The following is a 16,402-nucleotide window of genomic DNA, read 5'->3' as shown; positions in this document are numbered from 1 at the left end:
CCCGCCTCGTGCTCCTTCAGAATGCCGATAATCTGTTCGTCTGTGAAACGGTTGCGCTTCATTCTCTGGTCCTCTCAATGGGCCAGAGCTTACTTCAAAATGGATTATTTCAACGGGGCAAGGTCAGCAACGCCATGCCGAGAGTTCAAATCCTGCACAGAAACTACTATTGTCGAACGGAATACTGATGTTCAGTACGTGTTTAAGCAGTCGGTTCGGCTTGATCGAATACTTCGTCACAATTGTCTCTGCAAGAAATGCGGAAATGAGAATCGCAGTGGGATTCTATCATGAGTTGACCGAGTAGCGCATCGGAATAACAAAGAAGTTGTTGTGAGTACTTCGCCAGAAAAGACGACTGCACCGCATCTTTCACGGTGCGATAGGCAGGCTGGCGGCAAAGGTGCAAGGCACCGATCTTCGCAGCGACGCGACCGTCGTTACTATGGGCAGCTTCGCGCCTTAGTGACGGATGCCGGCCGATGCAGGAACCCGTGTCGTTTCGAGTGCTTCGTTAGGTGAACGTAGGTTGAGCGAGTTCAGCTCAGTCTAGGAAGCCGGACAGTTCTCGTGCAGTCAGTAGGCAGAGGGAATCGCAGCGTCAAAAAGTGGATACTGAACACCCAGTTTCAATCCGACATCCAGCAACGCTACAATTTCGGGATCCCGGATGATGTCGTCATCTCGCAAAAAAGCATTAGCTACGCCATCGGGGGTCAGAAGTTGCTTCAATGTATGGCCGCTGTTCAGCCGGAGTTCGTGGCAATAGGACCGCGTCACGTCATCATCGCCTTTGAAGCCCTGCCGCCCATATACGGCAATCAGCCGCTTGGCTGCGGATTCGAGGTCGTCGCGGCTCGGTGGCAAGTGTCCTGCAAGCTTCGCAAGAATGATCCACGATGCCGCGCGAAATAGCCCCTGGAGTCGACCTTCGCCGCTGCGGCGCTTTTCAATGGTTCGTCCCCAAGCCACATTTACCACTGCCGGCACCAGGAAGAGCCGAACATATCCACCTCGGACATGCGGCGGGAGCAGAGGTATCGTCCCATCATCAACAATAGTTCCGTCCCCATGCTCGACTATCATCCGCGCCTTGTTGAAAGAATGGTCGACGTGATATCTGGCACCGTCTATAAAAACGAGATCGGATAGCCCCCCTAGCGTGTTCCAGTAAGCAATGTACGCGCGTTTGTAGGCCGGAAACTCTGCCTCTACCCATAACGACCGGCGGCCTCTCGGGTCGGTGTAGATTACAGCATCCTCCCCGAACCCATCGAGCCCTTCAACGTCCGCGCCCGCGAATTTCGCGGATCTCTGAAAATACTCAAAGGCTGCGGCGCGCCGTCCGTCTCTATCTTCGTGAGTGAACATAGTAGGAAAGAAGGCAGTTCGGTCTTCGCCACTTTTGGTCTCGCCGAGGATCTGGCGGAATTCGAGCTTAAGTATTCTTTCTGGCATCTTGACCTCGGATCGGGACGTAGACGTTTTCTCGAGGTCCTAGGTTACTGGGAGTTGCAGAGAAGATAACGTCTTGGGCAGAATTCTAATGACTATGAGAAATTGTCATCCTCTAGCGACGCAAATCCTTGTTCGGACGATCGTTGTCGTCTCATCGCGAGAGCGAGAGGCGTCATGGAAATCGGTCTGGAAATGAAAGCAAAATTGCACGTATAACGTTCCGAACTAAAGGTCGGCCCGTCAGCTCATGCTCATAAAATCTTTGGACTTCTTCGACTTTAAGACCTACGCGCACTTCGGCATCTCGGCCAGAGAGCGAAACGTTCTTGTCGGACCGAACAACATAGGCAAGTCGACGGCCCTGGACGCTCTCCGGATCACGTTCGACGTCCTTCGGTTTGCCAGAAGACGGACGCCTGAACTGAAAGACCAGGAGGGCGACGGCGTCTGCCCGACATACATGGTGCCGCCAACGGTCATCCAGACCGACCTCCGGTATTGCGTGCATAACTTCGATGAGAGCCCGGCGCGGATCCACATCAAGATCGCCAACGGCTCGGTCCTGAAGATGAAAATACCGCCGGACGGCGATGTCGAATGTTGGCTCGTTTCGAACATGCGAGTTCAACGATCGGCCAGCCACCTCAAGAAGGCGTTTCCCTTGGATATCGTCGTGGTGCCGACGCTTAGTCCATTGGAGCAGAACGAGGAGCTCGTTACCGAAGTCACCGCGGAACGGAATCGTTTCGGCCGGCTCGCGAGTCGAAGCTTTCGAACGTTCTGGTATCGCCAGGAAGACAGCGAATTCGAAGCGCTCGCAGACCTCGTCGAACTAGGATGGCCAGGCGTCCGGATTCAGAAGCCGGAGCTTGAAAGGGCCGACGGGAAAACCATCGTCAGGATGTACTTTCGAGAGGGTTCGAAGGTCCGCGAGGTTCAATGGGCCGGTTTCGGCTTCCAGGTGTGGATGCAGACGATGATGCATCTTCGAAATGCGGGGAAGGATTCCGTGCTCGTCCTCGACGAACCGGACGTCTATCTGCATCCCGACCTGCAGCATCGTCTGCTCAAGATCGTTTCCCATCGCGTGGGTCAGTTCTTCATTGCCACGCATTCAACCGAGATCATCAACGACGTCGATCCTGGTGACGTACTGGTTCTGCGGCCGGGGGCCAGATCCGCAAAGCGCATTAAAAACGAAGATGATTTCTCCACGGTCTACGATGCCATCGGCAGCTCCGAGAACGCACAGTTCGCGCGCTTGGCACGGACGAGGAAGGTCCTTTACGTCGAGGGCAAGGACGCGAGATTGCTAGGAAAGATCGGCAAGCTCGCCGGCGGTTCCGAATTTCTGTCTGACTCGTCCGTGACGCTGATGAAGACCGACGGATTCGCCAACTGGACCAGGGTCTCAACGTCAGCATGGGTCTTCAAGCAGTTCTTCGAGTTCGAGGTGAAGGTCGCCTCGTTGTTCGACAGAGACTATCGTACAGAAGCTGAGGTTCAGGAATTCGTCCACGAACTGAAAGGAAGCGATGTTCTCTGCTTCGTCCTGCCGTTCAAGGAGATCGAAAATCTTCTTCTCGTCCCGGAGGCTATTAAAAAGGTTGTCAGCAAGCATGCGCGCCGCCAGCTCCCTGCTAATTGGCAGGCACGGGTGGAAGAGATCTACGAGGCATCGCTCGAAGGCTTGAAGGACCAGACGTCATCGAACATCGTGATCAATTCAGTCCAACAAGAGATGAAGAGGAAACCCAGCTCGAACATGCACAGCGTCTACACCCTCGCATTGGAGGAGTTCCGAAGGAATTGGGAGCAACCCGAGTTTCGCCGAACGAGGGTCGGCGGTAAGGCCGCCTTCTCTAGCATCGCGAAGGCTGTTCAAGATGAATTTAGCGTCAACTTAACGGAAACCCGAGTGGTCGATGAGATGACCATTGCCGACATTTCGGCGGCTGTCAGAAATATATTTCAATCCCTGGAGAGCTTCTTCCGCGACTGAACCCTGAACTAGCGAGCACGTTGCGATCCCCCGGGTGGTGAGCAGTCCAACCCGCTTAAGCTTCAGGCTCAAATCTAACGCGGAGAAACACCAAGACCAAGTACCGGCGGGACCGCATGTCCTTGAAAAAGGGGGTACCAGAGCTGGGCCTCAATACGAATCCTTGGATACTTAGACATCATATCAGCACCACGGCACGGGATCAGTTCGAGCTGTCCGGAGCGCAAATTTGACAGTTCCGATTCGGAAGAGAATAGCCACAACAATGTTGACCAACAGCTTTTGCGTTACCATCATATCTGTGCGGACAACCCGCTGACGTTCATTCCACCGGAAGCCTTCATGCCATCGAATTTCTACTCAAGCGGCTCTCGTATCTGGCGGGTTTTTTTGAGCGTGCGCGTATCACATGTCCTCGAGTTCGTTTTCCTGATGGTGGCGATAGCAGAGCTTCTCGTCGCAGGACCGATGCTCCAGACGCTGGCTGCCGCGGCCCTGAACGGAGACTCCGCGGCGATTTACACTGCGGCATGGGGCCATGAGGTGGTAGCGTTTCCGTCACTACGGCACTGGTTTTTCGGTGAGTTCACGCCCATCGCGCTGGGATCGGGAGCGGTGCTTTCCCTAGTCCTATTAGTTGTACCACGATCACCGAGAGTCGTTTTTGCGACGGTGATGTGCCTCGGTGGGACGATCCTCCTGATGTACGATGTAACCGTTCTCTATCGGGTGGATACCCTAACTTGGAACGCTGCATTCGAGTCCGTGGCGTTTAACTTCGTCGGTGCGGTTTTTCTCGCTGGATTCGTTGTCTTGCTGATGTCTGCAACCTCAACGGTTGAGATCGAGCTGAACGCCATCCCAACAGGGCGAATTTGGATTTCTGGCGTTGTTGGCATCGTGTTCTCGAGCTTGGCAACGATGGGCGCCTACTATGTGTGCGACTATTTCCTTCGCCCCTTGCCTGTCACCATGGACTTGCGCCTTGCGCCGGGATCGAGAGGTGCCACGGTGTTCGACCAGGAGGTCGCCGAAAAAGATTCTTTCAAGGTCATTCCGCCCGACATCAAGCCGAACAATTTGACATGGACAAGCCTCACCGGGAACTTAGCGGCGGAGTGGTCGGCGACCTCGGACGACGCAAGATTCGATTTGTCTGTTGACCTCTTCTCCGGTTGCCTCAATCCTCCATCCTTGAGCGATAAGCCGTCCAGCAGCTCCTTTCGGTTGAACGACGTGAGAGCCATTAGCGCCAGTTTCAAGGAGGGTGCGAGAAGCTTCGCAATCTATGGGGCTGAGAACGAAGGCGCCCTGAACGTCACTAGGGGGCGGGGCGTGCAGTTTGGCACCAATCGTGATGAAAAAACGGAAAAGAACGAGGTTTGGGAGTTCGTCGAGGATGCATCTCTGACCTATACGAGCCGGGACGACGTCGCGTTCTATCTTGGGACCTTCACCGTTGACCCGCAGGATCAAGACATCGCTGTAGCCAAGCCTGTCACACTTCACATGATGGTGGACGGAAAGCCATACGACATCGTCCTTGACGCGCCTGTTGGCCTCACCGACACCAAATTCTCGTGCAAGGCGATAGCGACTTCGAAGGCCTTCCGAAATGGGTCAGCTAGCCTGCAGAAGGCATCGATCATTGCGGGGGCGCGCATCGTCCTAAAGGCGCGCCCGACTTCGCTCCTTTTTCGAACGAGCACAAGCGGGCTACGTGTCAATGGTGGCGGTGGATGGATAAATCTGGCGAATCTTGATGACGATGAACTCGTGAAGAGTCAGGGAGGGTTAGTAGGCTACGTTGAAGCGGTAGGCGACGCCACGCTGTCCGTGAATGGGATAGCAGTCGATGACACAAAGCCTACAGACGAATACGTCGCTCTGGGAAATTTTCTCGGCAGCTATGAAAAGGATGGCAAGTTGCGCTTCAATGGAAAAGCCATGGCGCTTAGCAAAAATGGCATACGTATTAATCCAACAAAATTCGAGGGCGGTCTTGGAGGCCCAATGGCACTCGTGGGCGGCCTCCTTTTCGGTGTGCTACCGACACTGTCGGTCCTTTTCGGCCGTATACTGAAATCGAACACCCCGTTCCGTCAGTATCTGTAAAGCGAGCCGAACCTTAGTTCCGTCCGAATAACAAGCCCGGCAGACTTGGGCAGTAGACGGCGGGTGCGGTGGCCAGTTCACCGTTTTGGTGGTCAGAATCGGACCGCAATCTTCGAAGACACGCTTCGAGAAGTGAAATCTTCATTCGTTCTGATCAGACCGCGCGAACTTCGTTAATCCATCCGTCCAGGATTACCTGGGGAAGCCGCTGACCCAACAGTTCTATCGATGCTCGCCCAGTGTGTCTCGACCATCAATGGAGTGTAACGTTATGGAAAAAGATCGACGCGAAAGCCCCCGGGGAGACGCGAGCGGTGGCGGCTCGGGCCTTGCTGGAAGCAATCATCGGCGGAGAGGTCACAGGCCACCTTTTTCTGCATGATCTCGCTACGGCTATCCGCGAACTCATTTGGGCAGCCGGGGACTTGAGTTATTGCGGACGGTTGAGAAAGGAGAGCGTTACAAGCCTCTTCTGGATAAGCGAGGGAAAACTTCCACTTCTTATCAATGAACTTTGATGGCGGGATTTATAGCGAGGTGATGGATCTCGAGGATCTCGCTGATCTCGCGTTAGGCCTCAATTGCGCCAGACTGCAAATGTCAGAGCAATTCTACCAACATTACGAGGCGGCGGCCGAGGAGGCGATCGATGCCATCAGTCTGAGTTCAATCGCGGAACATGACGATCCAGAACAGGTGATCGAGGATGGGCTCGGTGAGATTGAGAAAATCGAAGCTTAATACTTAAATCGATCGGCTACTGGAAAAAAGATGAGCTCGAGGATCGGATCAGCGCGCTCCATCGCCTTCGGGATGAAAGGGGACGATATCAGGAACTGCACCGTGCGCGCTTGGGCGCAGATGCCCCTGACGCCCGTCGAGCTGCTGATAGAGCGTTTTTCAAATGCAGACATCGAGTCGATGTTTTCGTCGCTGAAGAAATGACTGGATTGGTCAGGCCGCTAACAAAGGATTCGACTCAGAAGAACCCATGGGCCAGGACTCAGGACCGCTTGATATCGACCCATTATCACGCCCCGATGGCCCTCGACGGCGTGCGAAATCGGCCTTCATTCCATGAAAAAATTGCGCCATCGACCGCGCGAGCGGAACCTTATCGAGGATAGTGGGTAGGCGGATCAAAAGACCGGCTTCTTCTGGTCTGGATTAGGAGAGCGTGGCGGTCGTGGACGCCGGGGACGGAGATCGATGCGCCGCTGTATCTCGGAGGGAGTATGGTATTCTCGCTCAATCAGGTTCCCGAGGCCTACCATCTCGGAGGGCGTCCTACCTCCAAGGTTGGACCCGTACCCGCTGAGCCCGATGTGTGGATTCGGAACGAAGTCAGACCAGGAAACGAGATCCGCGAGATTGGACGGAAGTTCTTTGCGCAGTAACGCCGGCGCATCTGCGAACGCCGTCGGACACACGATGTCGATTGAACGGAACCGAGAAAATCGCTCCTCCATCGCCATATGGATGATCATAGCGCGGAGAGGAACCACCGACCCTATGTCCGAAAGGACCGGTACGAGGCTATAAGGTCCCGCTGGCTCCTTGTCGTGGAACGCGCGAAAGATCGGACTTATTTCGATCAAAGGATCCAAATTCAAAGTCTCGTATTGTGTCCAGAGGCAAGAATACGTCACGTCGGATTTAACGGACAGCCGCTTCCGGACTGATCTTCCAATGGTGTCGAAATCTTCTACTGTACTTACCACATGAAAACGAGGCCGCGTCCTTCCCGATTGGGACTGCGTAGTGGCCTTTAGTTCTAGCTGTTCTGCAAAACGGGTTCCCGCCGCCTCTATGCGGATCACCCAGTCGTGGCTCGTTTCGTACTCGGCGGCGCTCACGCTTCGGCTCCCATGTCGATGTAGGCTCTGCATCTCACCCGTGGGATAGCTCTCTCCCAGTGGTTGAGACGTAACATCTCTTGGACATCTGCAAGATTCAAATAGTCGTCGGCGTCGCCTTCCTCGTAATCACGCAGGGAAGATGCGAACGACTCTACAAGCACATCGTTGCCCCACGGGATGGTGTACACGTCACGCGACTCCTCCTCAGAAAGTTTCAATGTTGGACCACATATTTCGGCATGTACGTCGGGTGCGACTTGCGCCATTAGGCCGAGAAGAAAGTCGTAGGAGTGCTGCTCTTCAAGGGGATGGAAGAGATGCGGCCGATCCTCGTGCAGTCTTCTCACCAAAGTGACGAAGCCCATCTGGGTTCGACTTTGTTCGACCTCATTGATAACGACTCCGTAAACGGCTGCCATCCATTCCGGATAGGCAGTCCCGGTGATTGTCTCTAACGCACTGTGGAGATCAGGGTTTATAGCGACCCTTTTAATGTATTCGGGTGGAAAATCGTATGCCTTGGCGACCACAACACCCAAGCCCCTTTTTTCCAGGCTCTCCTGTATCTTTTCGATATCCCGCGGCTTGCCAAGCACCAGCCGATACTTGATGCGAAGGCCGTGGGCCGCGTCGAGATCGATTTGACGTGAAAAGTCATGCTCGATCTCGCGCCATTTTAACCCACCGCGCTTCAATTGCGCGTAGGTTTCCTCAACGAGACCGACCAAATGTGAATCATCGACTAGGCATATGGGTCGATCATTGTAGCTAAGACGAAGTAGCGCCTGTAGCGGTGCAGGGTTCTCAATGCCGCGCCGCAGGATGGCGGCGATTTCCAGGAGAATCAAATAAGCCGAATAGGCAAGCTCGAACGCGCGCCCGTCTTTGTTGTTGTTTGCACCGCGAGGCTTGGCAATAAGATCCGGCAGAATGTCCTGATGCCGCGTAAGTCTTTTAATGAGATCAACGGCATATCTGCCAATTTTCTCTGCCATATCATCACACCCTTACCAGACTTGGCTGGAATGTAGCGCCAATTAGTGTACCGAATGGAAACGGACTCGCGCTGGTCGGATACTCGCCATCACTGGCAGCAGAAGATTTCGGCTCTCAACAATCCCCAGGCGCTCGAAGGTGCTCGGGGATTGTTTTATGCAGTTGGCCAGTTTTGGCTTCAAGAATGGCCAGTTTTAGCGGTATTTGGCCAGGACCAGCTTGGGTTTCTCATCTAGATATCGAGATTCTCCGCGAAGGCCGCGCGCTCCTGGATGAAGCGGAAGCGGGCTTCCGGTTTGGTGCCCATCAGATCGTCGACGGCGCTGCGGGTGCCCTCGAAATCCACCTCGTCGATCAGCACCTTGAGCAGGGTGCGCTTGGACGGGTCCATGGTGGTTTCCTTGAGCTGGGCGGGCATCATCTCGCCGAGACCTTTGAAGCGGCTGATCTCGACCTTGGCCTTGCCCTTGAATTCCGTCTGCATCAGCTCGGCACGATGGTTGTCGTCGCGGGCATAGGCGGATTTCGAACCTTGGGTGATCTTGTAAAGGGGCGGCACGGCGAGGAAGAGGTGGCCGCCGCGCACCAGCTCCGGCATCTCCTGATAGAAGAAGGTGATGAGCAGCGAGGCGATATGAGCGCCGTCGACGTCGGCATCGGTCATGACGATGATGCGCTCGTAGCGCAGGTCTTCGTCGCGGTATTTCGAGCGTGTGCCGCAGCCGAGCGCCTGGATGAGATCGGCGAGCTGCTGGTTGGCGCCGAGTTTTTCGCGGCCGGCGCTGGCGACGTTGAGGATCTTGCCGCGCAGCGGCAGAATGGCCTGGTTGGCGCGGTTGCGCGCCTGCTTGGCCGACCCACCTGCCGAATCGCCCTCGACGATGAAGAGTTCGGCACCCTCGGCGGTGTTTTGCGAGCAGTCGGCGAGCTTGCCGGGCAGGCGCAATTTGCGCACCGCCGTCTTGCGGTTGACTTCCTTTTCCTTGCGGCGGCGCAGGCGCTCCTCGGCGCGCTCGATCACCCAGTCGAGCAGCTTGGCCGACTCGTTCGGATTGTCGGCAAGGTAATGGTCGAAGGGATCGCGCAGCGCATTCTCGACGATGCGCTGGGCCTCGACGGTGGCAAGCTTGTCCTTGGTCTGGCCGACGAATTCCGGCTCGCGGATGAACACCGACAGCATGCCGACGGCCGAGATCATGACGTCATCGGTGGTGATCTGGGCGGCGCGCTTGTTCTGCGTCAGCTCGGCATAGGCTTTCAGGCCCTTGGTCAGCGCGATGCGCAGGCCGGCCTCATGCGTGCCGCCTTCGGGGGTCGGGATGGTGTTGCAGTAGGAATGCACCTGCGGATCGCCGCCATACCAGGTGATCGCCCATTCCATCGAGCCGTGGCCGCTCACCTTCTCGGTCTTGCCGGCGAAGATCTCGCGGGTGACGGTGAACTCCTTGCCCATCGTCGCCTGCAGGTAATCCTTCAGGCCGCCGGGGAAGTGGAAGACCGCCTTGTCAGGCACCTCGGAGCCTTCGGGCAGCACGCCCGGCTCGCAGCTCCAGCGGATTTCGACGCCGCCGAACAGATAGGCCTTCGAACGCGCCATGCGGAAGACGCGGGCGGCATCGAACTTCATGTGATCCCCAAAGATCTGGGGATCGGGATGGAAGCGCACGCGGGTGCCGCGGCGATTGTGGACGTCGCCCAGCTCTTCGAGCCCACCCTGCGGCAGGCCGCGGGAAAAGCGCTGGCGGTAGAGCTTGCGGTTGCGCGCCACTTCGACCTCGAGGTCGTCGGAAAGCGCGTTGACGACGGAGACGCCGACGCCGTGCAGGCCGCCCGAGGTCTCGTAGGCCTTGCCGTCGAATTTGCCGCCGGCATGCAGCTTGGTCATGATGACTTCGAGAGTCGACTTGCCCGGCACCTGCGGATGGTTCTCGACCGGGATGCCGCGGCCGTTGTCGGAGACGGTGAGATAACCCTCGAGATCAAGATAGACCTCGATGAAATTGGCGTGGCCGGCGACCGCCTCGTCCATCGCATTGTCGATGACTTCGGCAAACAGGTGGTGCAGCGCCTTTTCATCGGTGCCGCCGATATACATGCCCGGGCGCATGCGCACCGGCTCGAGGCCTTCGAGGACGCGGATCGACGAGGCACCGTATTCATCCGAGTTGGAGGCGGCGGGCGCCGGACGCGCTGACGCCCCGCCAGCAGAGGGCGCTGCAGCGACGGCGGGCGCAGCCGTTACCGACGGCCGCTCGGCCAGAGCGGCAGGCTTCTGCGCCTCCTCGCGTTTTTCAGAGAGGGGCATTCCGGAAAAAAGGTCGTTGCTATCGTCCATGGAGCCGTTCAGATCTTCATCCTGTCTTAGGTCTGGCATTCCCGTCGACCCAAAATCACCGCATTTCATGCCACGTTTGCGAATCAGGCAGATTTTGCCAGAAAGCACCTCTATACGCGACACCGCCTGACTTGGCGGGTTTTTCCCAAATGATTTGCGTTGCCGGGCGCGGAATGGCAAGCGGCGGCAGGCTTCAGGAACCATCCGAATGCGAATGTCCACAAGTCATTGCACCATCATCACCGCAATTGCGGCGTTTTTCTTGTCCGTAGCCGTCCTCTCCGCCGTCGGCGCGCAGGCAGCCGATGCGCTGCCGCCCTTCAAGGACGATCTGTTTTCGAAGCAGACCGTGCTGCAGACGGGTGATGACGGCGCCTTCGAGGTCCTCGACTATGACGAGATGCGCGATATCAACGGCCGCGACCAGATCCCGCAAAAGCGGGTGCAGCAGAAATATGTGGCGCTCGGCATCCGCAAGGCCCAAGCCGACGAGACGCTGTCTCTCGATGGCGTCATGCTCGATGTCACCAGGGTGGGACCGGCCGGGAATGCCGCCTTCACGGTGATCTTCATCCATGGCCGCGACGGCGACCGGCGGCTCGGGGCCAACGACTACAGCTTCGGCGGCAATTTCAATCGGCTGAAGAACCTGGTCGCCGGCAATGGCGGCGTTTATTATTCGCCGACGGTCAGGAGTTTCGACAGCAGCGGCGTTGCCGCAATTGCCGGCCTGATCCGTTATGCAGGCGCGCAATCGCCCGGCCGGCCGATCATCCTTTCCTGCGCCTCGATGGGCAGCCAGGTCTGCTGGGGCATTGCGCGCGACGCCGACAGCGTCAAGCGGCTGAAGGGCATGCTTGTCATGAGCGGGGTCACTGACCCTGATTTCACAAAGAGTGCCTTTTACAAGGCGAAGCTGCCGCTCTGGTTCGCTCATGGCAGCCGCGACCCGGTCTACGCCGCCGCCAACCAGCAGGCGCTGTTCGAAAACCTGCACAAGGCGAAATATCCGACACGCTTCACACTGTTTCAGACCGGCAATCACGGGACGCCGATCCGGATGATCGACTGGCGTATCGTGTTGAATTGGATTCTTGCCAGCTAGCGGCTGGTTTTCGGCAGAAATATACGCGGGATCGCCGAGATTCCCCTTACGTCAAGGGCATGATGCTTTTCTTTGCCGCGCGCTTTTGATATTGCCCAAGGTATAAGCAGATTTTGGAAGGCTGGCATGACCCCTGACGTGCGCCCGCTTGTGGCGGGAAACTGGAAAATGAACGGCATGCGTGCCTCCCTGGATCAGATCAAGGCAATCGCCGAGGGCGTTCGTTCGCCGCTGGCCGACAAGGTGGAAGCGCTGATCTGCCCGCCGACGACGCTGCTCTATGTGGCAACGGCGCTCTGCACCGACAGCCCGCTGGCGATCGGCGCTCAGGACTGCCATCAGAAGCCATCCGGCGCCCATACCGGCGACATTTCGGCCGAGATGATTGCCGATTGTTTCGGCACCTATGTCATCGTCGGCCATTCCGAGCGGCGCACCGACCATGCCGAAACGGATCATCTGGTCCGCGCCAAGGCGGAAGCCGCCTTCGCCGCGGATCTGACGGCGATCATCTGCATCGGCGAGACGGCGGATGAACGCCGGACCGGCCAGGCGCTCGATGTCATCAAACGCCAGCTTTCCGCCTCGGTTCCGGACGCTGCCACCGCCGAGAACACCGTCATCGCCTACGAGCCGATCTGGGCGATCGGCACCGGCGTGACGCCGACATCGGGCGATGTCGAAAAGGCGCACGCCTTCATGCGGGCAGAGCTTGTGGCCCGCTTCGGCGATGAAGGCCGCAAGATGCGTCTGCTCTACGGCGGCTCGGTCAAGCCGGCCAATGCCGGGGAGCTGATGGGCATCGCCAATGTCGACGGCGCGCTGATCGGCGGGGCGAGCTTGAAAGCGGCAGACTTCCTCGCCATCTACCGGGCCTATGAGGCGCTGCTCGCCTGAGGCATTGTTTATTCCTGGGTTTATTCGTTTATTCCAGGGCGTATTCCGGGCCGAAGGGCTTGGAATAGATCAAAGCCTCATGTAAAGAGCCGCCAGAATTCTTAACTTTGTCCGTCTCCAGGCGGGCAGGACTGGACCCATGCAGACAGTATTGATTGTCATCCATCTCATGATCGTGCTCGCCCTCGTCGGCGTCGTGCTCATCCAGCGCTCGGAAGGCGGCGGCCTCGGCATCGGCGGCGGTTCGGGCTTCATGTCGGCCCGCGGCACGGCCAATGCGCTGACGCGCACGACCGCGATCCTTGCGACCCTGTTCTTCCTGACTTCGCTGGGCCTCGGCATTCTGACGCGTTACGAAGGCCGCCCGAGCGACATTCTCGACCGCATTCCGGCAACAAGCGGCCAGGGCAACGGCATTCTCGATTCGCTCGGTGGCGGCGCACAGGCTCCGGCAAGTCAGCCGGCCGGCAACGGCGTTCCGAGCAGCGGGGCTGCGACGCCCGCAACGCAGGCTCCCGCCGCTCAAGCTCCCGTAACTGGCGCTCCGGCGACTCAGGCCCCGGCAGCTACCGCACCTGCAACGACTACCCCAGCAGTTCCGGCCGCGCCGGCTCAGCCCTCCGGTGTCCCGACGGGACAATAAACCGGTCTTCGACATAAACCGCCGGCAGGCCCTCGGGTCTGCCGGTTTTCTTTTGTTCAGATTCCCGCGTCACGCTCCGAAAGTTCTGGAAAAGAATTTTTGGGCTGGTGGAATCGTTTTTGAAAAGGTATCCGGTGAATCCCATGGCGCGATACGTATTCATCACTGGCGGCGTGGTTTCCTCTCTCGGAAAAGGAATCGCGGCCGCGGCTCTCGGAGCGTTGCTGCAGGCCCGTGGATATCGGGTCCGGCTTCGCAAGCTCGATCCCTATCTGAACGTGGACCCGGGCACCATGAGCCCGACCCAGCACGGCGAGGTCTTCGTCACCGACGACGGCGCGGAAACCGATCTCGATCTCGGTCACTACGAACGCTTCACGGGGCGTTCGGCGACCAAGACCGACAACATCACCACCGGCCGCATCTACAAGAACATCATCGACAAGGAACGGCGCGGCGACTATCTCGGCGCGACGGTGCAGGTCATCCCGCACGTCACCAACGAGATCAAGGATTTCGTTGTCGAGGGCAATGACGACTACGACTTCGTCATCTGCGAGATCGGCGGTACGGTCGGCGACATCGAGGCGATGCCGTTCATGGAGGCGATCCGCCAGCTCGGCAACGACCTGCCGCGCGGCACCGCTGTCTATGTCCACCTGACGCTCATGCCCTATATTCCGGCGGCCGGCGAGCTCAAGACCAAGCCGACCCAGCATTCGGTGAAGGAACTGCAGGCGCTCGGCATTCATCCCGATATCCTGCTGGTGCGCGCCGACCGCGAAATTCCGGAGGCAGAGCGCCGCAAGCTGTCGCTGTTCTGCAACGTGCGTCCGTCCGCCGTCATCCAGGCGCTCGACGTCGCCAACATCTATGACGTGCCGATGGCCTACCACCGGGAAGGTCTCGACGACGAAGTGCTCGCCGCATTCGGCATCGAGCCGGCGCCGAAGCCGCGCCTCGACCAGTGGGAAGAGGTCTGCAACCGGATCCGCACGCCGGAAGGCGAGGTAACGATCGCGATCGTCGGCAAATACACCGGCCTCAAGGATGCCTATAAGTCGCTGATCGAGGCGCTGCATCACGGTGGCATCGCCAATCGCGTCAAGGTCAAGCTCGAATGGATCGAATCCGAGGTCTTCGAAAAGGAAGATCCGGCGCCTTATCTCGAAAAGGTGCACGGCATCCTGGTGCCGGGCGGCTTCGGTGAGCGCGGTTCGGAAGGCAAGATCCATGCGGCCCGCTTTGCCCGCGAGCGCAAGGTGCCGTATTTCGGCATCTGCTTCGGCATGCAGATGGCGGTGATCGAGGCGGCGCGCAATCTTGCCGATGTGCCGGCCGCATCCTCGACGGAATTCGGCCCGACGAAAGAGCCAGTGGTCGGCCTGATGACCGAATGGATCAAGGGCAACGAGCTGCAGAAGCGGACAGCGGCCGGCGATCTCGGCGGCACGATGCGCCTTGGCGCCTACAAGGCGGCGCTGAAGAAGGGCACGAAGATCTCGGAGATTTACGGCTCAACCGATATTTCCGAGCGTCATCGCCATCGCTATGAGGTCAATATCGACTACAAGGACCGGCTGGAGAACTGCGGCCTCGTCTTCTCCGGCATGTCGCCGGACGGCGTGCTGCCGGAGACGATCGAATATCCCGATCATCCCTGGTTCATCGGCGTGCAGTATCACCCGGAACTGAAGAGCCGGCCGCTCGACCCGCATCCGCTGTTTGCCAGCTTCATCGAAGCGGCGACGGAACAGAGCCGTCTCGTCTGATGAAAGTCGCACCAGATCGCGCGGTTAGGCGCGATCTGGATTAGGTCCGGATGCTCTGCCGGATCAACCTTCAAGCCGCGGCCGGCAACGGCCCGATATAGACAGAACGCGGGCGAATCAACCGGCCGTCAAGCGCCTGTTCGCGCGCATGCGCCAGCCAGCCGACGGTGCGGCCGATCGCAAAGACCCCGGTGAAGGCTTGACGCGGAAAGCCGAGGGCTTCGAGCAGCAGCGCGGTATAGAACTCGACATTAACGTCGAGCGGCCGGTTCGGCTTGCGCGCCTTGAGGATCGACAATGCAGCAGCCTCCACCGCTTCCGCCAGCGCGCTGCGAGCCCTGTTGACCTGTCCGGTTGATATCAGCGGCTTCAGTGCGCCCTTCAGCGCATCGGCACGCGGATCGCGGACACGATAGATACGGTGGCCGAAGCCCATCAGCCGTTCGCCGCGGTCGAGCGCTTCGCCGAGCCACGGGTAAGCGTTTTCCGCCGTTCCGATTGCATCCAGCATGTCGAGCACGGGACCGGGCGCGCCGCCATGCAGTGGTCCTTTCAGTGCGCTCAGTGCTGCGAGCACGGACGAGGTGAGGCCGGCCTGTGTCGAGGCGATGACGCGCGATGCGAAGGTCGAGGCGTTGAGGCCATGGTCTGATATCGTCACCAGATAGGCGTCGAGTGCCGCCGTCTGCTCTCTGCTCGGCAATTTTCCGGTCAGCATGCGCAGGATATCGGTCGCCTGCGGCAGCGAAGCGTCGGGCGCGATCGGTTTTTTGCCGCGCTGCATGCGCAGAACCGCCGGAAGGAAGACTGCGGGCGCCGCCAGAAGGCTGAGCGCGGTATCGAAATCCTCGCCGTCGGGCAGCCGGGCGATCAGCGCTCGCATCGCATCGACCGGAGGCAGGGCGAGCAGTGCGGCATCGGCAGCCTTGATATGGTCGAACACCCCGGTTCGCGCTTTGGCGAGCCAGCCGCGCAATTCGGCTTCATCGAAGCTTCGTTCCATCAGCCCGTCGAGCAACAGGACGGCGACGCCTTCATAGGTACCGTCTGCGACCAGATGATCCAGCGATACGCCACGGATGATCAGCCGTCCCGCTTCGCCATCGACATCCGAGAGCTGCGTTTCGGCGGCGATGACATCTTCCAAGCCATTCGTCATGTTGTTTTCTCCTTTACGCCACGGATGATCCGACCTAGTCTCATTGACGTCAATCTTGATG

At 58.4% G+C, this 16,402-nt stretch carries 13 protein-coding genes; 9 read left to right on the top strand and 4 right to left on the bottom strand.

What is annotated here, in order from left to right:
• A partial coding sequence (locus EEQ99_RS34930) for a hypothetical protein (protein WP_210212255.1) occupies positions 1-188 on the top strand: 188 nt, incomplete at its 5' end.
• Positions 189-576: 388 nt separating this feature from the next.
• On the opposite strand, the gene EEQ99_RS32180 is transcribed toward EEQ99_RS34930, so the two are convergent.
• Entirely contained in the window at positions 577-1,458 is an 882-nt protein-coding gene (locus EEQ99_RS32180) for a hypothetical protein (protein ID WP_127431797.1), read from the bottom strand.
• A 247-nt stretch (positions 1,459-1,705) separates the two neighbouring features.
• Here EEQ99_RS32180 and EEQ99_RS32175 point away from each other — a divergent pair, with 247 nt between their 5' ends.
• The 4 genes from EEQ99_RS32175 (at position 1,706) to EEQ99_RS34820 (ending at position 6,520) form a co-directional block, all read left to right on the top strand.
• Complete coding sequence (locus tag EEQ99_RS32175) at positions 1,706-3,460, top strand: ATP-dependent nuclease (protein WP_127431796.1); 1,755 nt, start codon at positions 1,706-1,708, stop codon at positions 3,458-3,460.
• 342 nt (positions 3,461-3,802) lie between these two features.
• Positions 3,803-5,575, top strand: coding sequence for a hypothetical protein (locus EEQ99_RS32170; protein ID WP_127431795.1), 1,773 nt, complete (start codon positions 3,803-3,805; stop codon positions 5,573-5,575).
• Positions 5,576-6,112: 537 nt separating this feature from the next.
• Positions 6,113-6,316, top strand: coding sequence for a hypothetical protein (locus EEQ99_RS32165; protein ID WP_127431794.1), 204 nt, complete (start codon positions 6,113-6,115; stop codon positions 6,314-6,316).
• A 30-nt stretch (positions 6,317-6,346) separates the two neighbouring features.
• A complete protein-coding gene (locus EEQ99_RS34820) occupies positions 6,347-6,520 on the top strand; it encodes a hypothetical protein (RefSeq protein ID WP_164736000.1) in 174 nt (57 codons plus the stop codon).
• Positions 6,521-7,427: 907 nt separating this feature from the next.
• Here EEQ99_RS34820 and EEQ99_RS32160 read toward each other — a convergent pair.
• Positions 7,428-8,429: a KH domain-containing protein gene (locus tag EEQ99_RS32160; protein WP_127431793.1), complete on the bottom strand. Its 1,002-nt coding sequence runs from the start codon at positions 8,427-8,429 to the stop codon at positions 7,428-7,430.
• A gap of 233 nt (positions 8,430-8,662) precedes the next feature.
• The gene (gene parE, locus EEQ99_RS32155) at positions 8,663-10,765 is read right to left on the bottom strand and encodes a DNA topoisomerase IV subunit B (RefSeq protein WP_097544316.1); all 2,103 of its coding nucleotides are present in this window, start codon (positions 10,763-10,765) and stop codon (positions 8,663-8,665) included.
• A 208-nt stretch (positions 10,766-10,973) separates the two neighbouring features.
• Between parE and EEQ99_RS32150 the strand changes: the two genes are divergently transcribed.
• From EEQ99_RS32150 to EEQ99_RS32130, 4 genes are all read left to right on the top strand, one after another.
• A complete protein-coding gene (locus EEQ99_RS32150; RefSeq protein WP_097544315.1) occupies positions 10,974-11,870 on the top strand; it encodes a phospholipase in 897 nt (298 codons plus the stop codon).
• A gap of 126 nt (positions 11,871-11,996) precedes the next feature.
• Positions 11,997-12,767 (top strand): triose-phosphate isomerase, encoded by a 771-nt coding sequence (gene tpiA / locus EEQ99_RS32145; protein WP_097544314.1) that lies wholly within the window; start codon positions 11,997-11,999, stop codon positions 12,765-12,767.
• A 139-nt stretch (positions 12,768-12,906) separates the two neighbouring features.
• Positions 12,907-13,410: a preprotein translocase subunit SecG gene (gene secG, locus EEQ99_RS32140; RefSeq protein WP_097544313.1), complete on the top strand. Its 504-nt coding sequence runs from the start codon at positions 12,907-12,909 to the stop codon at positions 13,408-13,410.
• A gap of 143 nt (positions 13,411-13,553) precedes the next feature.
• Positions 13,554-15,182: a CTP synthase gene (locus EEQ99_RS32130; protein WP_047615254.1), complete on the top strand. Its 1,629-nt coding sequence runs from the start codon at positions 13,554-13,556 to the stop codon at positions 15,180-15,182.
• 70 nt (positions 15,183-15,252) lie between these two features.
• Here the strand turns inward: EEQ99_RS32130 and EEQ99_RS32125 are convergent, their stop codons facing one another.
• The gene (locus EEQ99_RS32125) at positions 15,253-16,341 is read right to left on the bottom strand and encodes a citrate synthase/methylcitrate synthase (protein WP_127431791.1); all 1,089 of its coding nucleotides are present in this window, start codon (positions 16,339-16,341) and stop codon (positions 15,253-15,255) included.
• Positions 16,342-16,402: the final 61 nt, after the last annotated feature.

The sequence above is a fragment of the Rhizobium anhuiense genome (assembly GCF_003985145.1).
Classification (GTDB): Bacteria; Pseudomonadota; Alphaproteobacteria; order Rhizobiales; family Rhizobiaceae; genus Rhizobium; species Rhizobium anhuiense.
The sequence above is the reverse complement of the archived record's forward strand: the minus strand, read 5'-3'. Positions and strand labels throughout refer to the sequence as shown.